We start from the raw sequence: 6,539 nt of genomic DNA on the forward strand, positions 1-6,539 counted from the left end.
CGGTACCCACTTTTGGGCGACATGCATTGGCGTTTTATTTGTGCGCCTTCTAACCGAAAGCGAAGCCGCGCACCATAGTCTCGACATGGTTCAGCGGCAAGCATCGGCGTAGTGCCAGCAAGCGCAATTCGAACGGCCTCGATAACCTTTTGTTTACGAGCCCTTCACGACCTAAGTTTAGGCTCTCGTTCGGGCTCTTGAGTCCCCCACGCCTGCTGACGATGTGCTAGGATTGCGACAATGCCGACGAGGCGGCCCCATCTTTTCGCGCTTTTGGGTGCGATCGCCGCGCTGACGCCCACCATGGCGATCGGCGGCAGCGTCGATGCGCGCGTGACGGCTTCCATCCCAGCGCCCGACGCGCCGGATGCGCCCGGTCAGACTGCGACGGTCCCCTCCTCCGACATAGCGCAACTGAAGAGCGGGCTCGACGCACTCGCCGCCAACAACATCGCCGGCGCGCGCAACGCGCGCGACACGCTGCCTGCCATTTCGCTCGACCGGCACATCCTTGCCTGGGCGGTCGCGCTTTACGGCGGCGACCAGGTGCCGAGCGGCGAGATCGCCGATGCGGCCAAGATGCTGCCGGGATGGCCGGGAACGATCGCGCTGCGCAAGAACAGCGAGCGCGCGCTCTACCGCGAGAATCCGCCGCCGCAAGTGGTGGCGCAGGCCTTCGGCCGCAGCCAGCCGCTGACGCCGGAGGGCGTGATCATCCTCGCCCGCTCGCAGATGGCGCTGGGCAACCAGGCCGCGGCGCGCGCGGTGCTGGTGCCGTTCTGGCGCACGGAGAAGCTGGAAGCAAAGGACGAGGCGACCGTCATCAAGGAATTCGGCGCGGTGATCCCGGCGGCGGACCATCGCTACCGCATGGAGCGCATGTTTTATGCCGACCGGCCGTCCTCGGCGCTGCGCGTTGCGGGTCTCGCCGGCGCGCAACCCCTGGCGGATGCCTGGGCGGCGGCCGACAAGGGCGACAAGAACGCCGCCAAGCTGTTGAAGGCGGTGCCGGCGGCGCAGCGTTCGGCCGGCTATTTCTTCGCCGAGGCGGAATATCTGCGCAAGCAGCAGAAATTCGCCGATGCCGCTTCTGTCGTGATGAAAGCGCCGACCGATCGCGATTCGCTGGTCGACCCCGATGCCTGGTGGGTCGAGCGTCGCGTGCTGTCGCGCGAGCTGGTCGACCAGGGCGACATGAAGACCGCCTACAAAATTGTCTCCGTGCACGCCGCCGAGAGCACGCAGAACGCCGCCGAGGCCGAATTCCATGCCGGCTGGTATGCCTTGCGCGGCCTCAACGACCCGGCGACCGCCGCCGGGCATTTCACGCGCATCACCGAGCTCGCCCAGGGACCGGTCTCGCTGTCGCGCGCCTATTACTGGCTCGGGCGCGCGGCGGAAGTCGGCGGTCCGGGCAGCGCCAAGGATTATTTCACGCGCGCAGCCGGCTACGGCACGACCTTCTACGGCCAGCTCGCCGGCGAGCGCGTGGGCTTGCGGACCCTCAACATCGTCTATCCGAAACCGAGCGCGGCCGACCGCCAGAGCTTTGACGGCCGCGAGGCGGTCAGCGCGATCAAGCGGCTGCAGGAAGCGGGCTATGACCGCTACGCCGAGACGCTGTACCGTGACCTTGCCGGGCAGCTGACCAGCCCGGGCGAGCTGGCGCTGCTGGCGCTGCTGGCGGAAAAGCAGGGCAACCATTTCATGGCGCTGAAGATCGGCAAGATCGCCGCCCAGCGCGGCATCGATGTCGGCGCGCTGTCGCATCCGCTCGGCGTCATCCCCGATTCGGCCAATATCTCCGGGTCCGGCAAGGCGCTCGCCTACGCCATTGCCCGCCAGGAAAGCGAGTTCAATGTCGGCGCCGTTTCCAGCGCCGGCGCGCGCGGCCTGCTGCAGTTGATGCCGGGCACGGCCAAGCAGTTGGCAAAGAAAGCCGGCGTGACCTTCTCGCAGGCGCGGCTGACGACAGATGCCGGCTACAACGCGACGCTGGGCTCGGCCTTCCTCGGCGAGCAGCTCGACCGCTTCGGCGGCTCCTATGTGCTGACCTTCGCCGGCTACAATGCCGGCCCCAACCGCGCCGCCCAATGGATGGCGAAATACGGCGACCCGCGCAGCAAGCAGGTCGATGAGGTGGTCGACTGGATCGAGCGGATTCCCTACACGGAAACAAGAAGTTACGTGCAGCGCGTGATGGAGAATTACGAGGTCTACAAGATGCGTATTTCAGGCAAGTACGACATCGTGGGGGATCTGGTGAACGGGCGGAGCTGAGGAGCTTTTCCTTCTCCCCTTGTTGTGGGAGAAGGTGGATCGGCGCGATAGCGCCGAGACGGATGAGGGGTGTTCCAGCGGAGTGAGACGTCGGCGTTCCCTGGAGCACCCCTCATCCGTCGCCTTCGGCGACACCTTCTCCCGCAAGGGGAGAAGGAAAGAACTCCCCATTTGACGTTCCCTGCTCTCGGTTATAGCTGTCGGTCATCCCAGCGAGGAGCGGCATTGCGATGGCGAGCGACGAAGGTTTCTCCGACTTCTTCTATACTGCGCCCGACGGCCTGAAGCTTCATGCTCGGACATATGGCGAAGCGAATGCGGATACCTGGCCGGTCGTCTGCCTGCCCGGCCTCACCCGCAATGCCCGCGACTTCCATGAGCTCGCGCTCTATCTTTCCCAGAAGGCAGAGAACCCACGCAAGGTCATCGCCTTCGATTACCGCGGTCGCGGCCAATCCGACTACGATCCCGACATCGGCCACTATAATGTCGGGGTCGAGGCCGGCGACGTGCTTGCCGGATTGTCGGCACTCGGCATCGAACAGGCCGCCTTCATCGGCACCTCGCGCGGCGGCCTGATCATCCATGTGCTCGGGGCGCTGAAGCCGGCCGTGCTGAGGGCCATCGTGCTCAACGATATCGGCCCGGTAATCGGGGCGGAAGGCCTTGCCCATATCCGCTCCTATCTCGACCGCGCACCGAAACCGAAGACATTCGCAGAAGCGGTGGCAGCGCAACGGCGCGTGCACGGCGCCGATTTCCCCACGCTCACCGACGCCGACTGGGCACGCATGGTGACGGCAATCTGCCGCGAGACGGACGCCGGCTGGGTTCCGGATTTCGATCCGGCCCTGGTCGACACGCTGGCCGGCGCCGATTTCAACAAGCCGCTGCCGGATTTGTGGCCGCAGTTCGACGCACTCGCCGCCCTGCCGCTGCTTGTGGTTCGCGGCGCCAACTCGAAACTTCTGTCCGCGGCGACGCTTGAGGAGATGCGCAGGCGGCATCCCGGCATGGAGGCGATCATCGTCGAAGGCCAGGGACACGCGCCCTTCCTGGAAACCGGCGTCCTGCCGGAACGGATCGCGGCGTTCCTCGGTCAAGTCGAAAATCAAGTCAAACAAAAGTAAAAGCCCGAGACCATCAGTCCCGGGCTTTGCCGCTAGAGCATTTCACCGTTTCACGGAAACGGTGAAATGCTCTATCTGTTTGTTTTGACGCAATTCGGGACGGAAGACCGTTACACACTTTTCCTGGGATTGCTCTAAAATATAGATTTTCGGCGCCAGCGAGTCTGATCCGATCGGCCTATTCGCGTTTCGATCGCTTGCGGGGCGCCTTGGCCGCTGCGGGCTTTTTCTCTTTCCGAGCCGACGAGACGGAAGTCGGCGTCGTAAGAGGCGAAGCAAACACCGAACCTTCCGCCGAGCGCGATGACGCCTCATCGCCGCGCGGCTTTTCGAGAACGACGACGCAGCCATCGAGATCGTTGGTGGCCAGATGCGCGTAACGCATGGTCATCGACAATGTCTGGTGGCCCAGCCACATCTGAACGCGCCTTATGTCGATACCACCTTGCACGAGGCGTGAAGCGCAAGTGTGACGCAGGATGTGCGGCACCACCTGCTCGTCGGCGCCGAGACCGACTTCCGTCTTCGCCTCGTTCCAGATCGCGCGGTACTGCGCCTGGGTGAGCTTGGTGAACGGGCCCTTCGGCCGCCGTCCTTCCGCGTTCGGCGGCAGCTTGATCACTTCCTTGACGCGTTCGGTCATCGGAATGGTGCGGCTGCGGCCGGATTTGGTGATCCAGAAGGAGACCCGGTGTTCCTGGATGTCGTTCCAGATCAGGCCGAGCGCCTCGCCGAGGCGACAGCCTGTGTCGACCAGGAAGACGGAAAGCCGGTAGGCATCCTCGCTGCGACTCTTCATCGCCGCGAACAACCTCGCCTCTTCGTCCCTTTCGAGGAAACGAATCCGTCCCGCCCGCTCCTTCTGGCGGCGAAACTCGGGCAGGCTATGGATATCTCCCATCTTATGAGCCTTGCGCAGCAATTTGCTGAGGGCAGCCATCTTGCGATTGATGGTTGCGTTGCTGTTGCCGCGCTGGCGCAAGGTACCGATAAGATTGTCCAGGGTGTTCTGGTCAAAGGTGCTGAAACGTTCTCCCAGAAGGATCTCGTCTATTTCACCGATGAAAGAGCTGACATTGTATTTATGTCGCCCGTCATCCCAGAGTATATCCCGATAAGCTGCGAAAAGCTCTCCGACCCTGTACGATTTTACTTCTCTGACCTTGTTGTATGTGTATCGAATGTTAGAATTGTGAGAAGAAAAACTCGCAAAGTGAATAGAGGACCCCCCCTCTTGAATCGCTTCGTTCGTCATTTTTTAGCCACCCCCCCGAGTGGATAGGCACAGCTACCCGCTTGGAAGGGTCCTTTCAAGAGTTTCTGTCCGGCAAAAATGATGTCCATCCGCCAGGCGGCGAATCCCACGGAACCATTTCACGGACTTCAGCTACCGGTACCCCCTTTTCGTCTTTCGTTTGCCCTCACCCAATCGCGAAACAAACAGCCCGGGCGTGAAAGCGCCCGGGCTGGATTTCACTGTATAAGTCCAGCCCTTAGAACGAGCGCTGGAAGCGAAGGACACCGCCGAACCCATCGCTGCTGACGGCGCGATAGTCGCTCTTGGCGTGATTGACATAGTCAACTTCACCGATGACCTTGAAGCCTGGCACGACAGTGTAGGCTACGTTAGCCGCCACGCCGAGGCTCTTGCCTTCATCATAGGAGACCTGAGCGTTGAACGACGTCTTCTCGTTGAACTTGTAGGTGCCACCACCATAGACCGCCCAGTTGCCCTCCCAATTCTTGAAGAAGTTGTGGATGCGGTTGCTCTCCGAGCCGTAGTTGACCATAGCCCACAGCGAGAGCTCGTTGGTGGCATTCACGTCCAAGCGAACCTTGGCGCCCCATTCTTCCCACACGCTGTCGTAGACTCCAGTCGCACTGATCGCGCCCCAGCCCTGTGTGTATTTCACACCGCCGACGACATGCGGAACATAGCTGTCGACCGTATTGTCACCCGAGCCCTGTTCGAGCGAGATCACAGCCGAGAAACCGTTGCCGGCATCGAAATAGTATTGGATCACACCAGTATCGAAGTCGCCGCCGTAGCCGACGAGCGAGTCTTGGATCACCTCGCCGGCGTAGCCGCTGAACGTGTTCCAGGCCGACTCGTCCTTACCAACGCGGAAGCCACCAAGCTGGATCCAGGCGAAGTTCAGCGTGACGTCGCTGTTACCAGCCACCGCAAAATCGCCTTCGTCAACCTCTTTGGTGGCCGGGTCGTCTTTGGTACGTTTGGTTTGCCAGTTGAAGCGGGTCTCGGTGTAGGTCTTCAACGTGCCGAGCTCGGTTTCCTGGCCGGTCCAGGTCCTCAGCGAGAGGCGAGCGAGCTTCTTGTAGGTATCGTTGAACGAACGAGGATCAGAGCGATCCTTGACGTCCGTAAGGCCGTTAACGTCGCCCACGCCGATGTCGTAACGGACATAGCCGCCGATGCGCAGGCAGGTTTCGGTGCCCGGGATGTAGAAGTAGCCGGCGCCGTAGACGTCGCAGATCTTGACGTATTCGGCCGGTTCCGGCTCGGCGACCGTCACCGCGTCGGCGGCGCGAGCACCGGAAACTGCGATCAGGGCCGCAGCTGAGCCGAGAAGAAGGCTCTTGATGTTCATTTTCTGACCTCCAGTCAGAATCGACCGGAAGAGTTGAGTTCACCCGAGTGTCAGCGTCATCAGCGCTTTGTTATTGCTATGTTTTTGCCTGTTTGAACGCTACCAGAGGCGTTTGCCGGCGAACGCATGGCCGGATCCGGATTTGAGATAGCGCTCGAAAGAAGTCGCTCTGGCTCGGCTTGAAAAGGCCACGTAGGTCACGATTCGCCACGGGAGAAACTTGGAAGTGTGACCGGACTTTCCGGCATTGTGCTCGGCAACCCGCCGCTTCAGGTCTGACGTAATGCCGATATAGCGTTCACCATCGAGGGCCTCGCTCTCAATCAGGTATACGTACCACACGATCCGGCCCTCCTTCGCCAAGGCTTCGGAGGGCATCCTCTCCGCCATCCTGCTTCGCACGAACTGTTGGGGCTTGTCCTGCGAAGCTCGGAGAGCGAAGCAGGTATACGTACCACACGATCCGGCCCTCCTTCGCCAAGGCTTCGGAGGGCATCCTCTCCGCCATCCTGCTTCGCAC

General features: G+C 61.8%; 5 protein-coding genes. 2 read left to right on the forward strand and 3 right to left on the reverse strand.

All coding sequences use genetic code 11. The annotated features are described in order from the left end of the window. Window positions 1-240: 240 nt before the first annotated feature. Complete coding sequence (locus ACWGS9_RS23050; protein WP_454507415.1) at window positions 241-2,280, forward strand: lytic transglycosylase domain-containing protein; 2,040 nt, start codon at window positions 241-243, stop codon at window positions 2,278-2,280. Between the two features lie 230 nt (window positions 2,281-2,510). Next, the gene (locus ACWGS9_RS23055; protein ID WP_454507416.1) at window positions 2,511-3,410 is read left to right on the forward strand and encodes an alpha/beta fold hydrolase; all 900 of its coding nucleotides are present in this window, start codon (window positions 2,511-2,513) and stop codon (window positions 3,408-3,410) included. A 178-nt stretch (window positions 3,411-3,588) separates the two neighbouring features. On the opposite strand, the gene ACWGS9_RS23060 is transcribed toward ACWGS9_RS23055, so the two are convergent. The 3 genes from ACWGS9_RS23060 to ACWGS9_RS23070 form a co-directional block, all read right to left on the reverse strand. After that, on the reverse strand, window positions 3,589-4,665 hold the full coding sequence (locus ACWGS9_RS23060) for a tyrosine-type recombinase/integrase (protein ID WP_454507417.1): 1,077 nt from the start codon (window positions 4,663-4,665) through the stop codon (window positions 3,589-3,591). Window positions 4,666-4,903: 238 nt separating this feature from the next. Next, window positions 4,904-6,019, reverse strand: coding sequence for a porin (locus ACWGS9_RS23065; protein ID WP_454507418.1), 1,116 nt, complete (start codon window positions 6,017-6,019; stop codon window positions 4,904-4,906). A gap of 99 nt (window positions 6,020-6,118) precedes the next feature. Then, window positions 6,119-6,361, reverse strand: coding sequence for a GIY-YIG nuclease family protein (locus tag ACWGS9_RS23070; protein ID WP_454507441.1), 243 nt, complete (start codon window positions 6,359-6,361; stop codon window positions 6,119-6,121). Window positions 6,362-6,539: the final 178 nt, after the last annotated feature.

It is taken from the genome of Mesorhizobium sp. Arg314 (genome assembly GCF_053714275.1).

Bases quoted from the DNA above. Each gene is read 5' to 3' on its own strand.
- ACWGS9_RS23050 (WP_454507415.1), top strand. From the start codon at position 241: ATGCCGACGAGGCGGCCCCATCTTTTCGCGCTTTTGGGTGCGATCGCC.
- ACWGS9_RS23055 (WP_454507416.1), top strand. From the start codon at position 2,511: ATGGCGAGCGACGAAGGTTTCTCCGACTTCTTCTATACTGCGCCCGAC.
- ACWGS9_RS23060 (WP_454507417.1), bottom strand. From the start codon at position 4,665: ATGACGAACGAAGCGATTCAAGAGGGGGGGTCCTCTATTCACTTTGCG.
- ACWGS9_RS23065 (WP_454507418.1), bottom strand. From the start codon at position 6,019: ATGAACATCAAGAGCCTTCTTCTCGGCTCAGCTGCGGCCCTGATCGCA.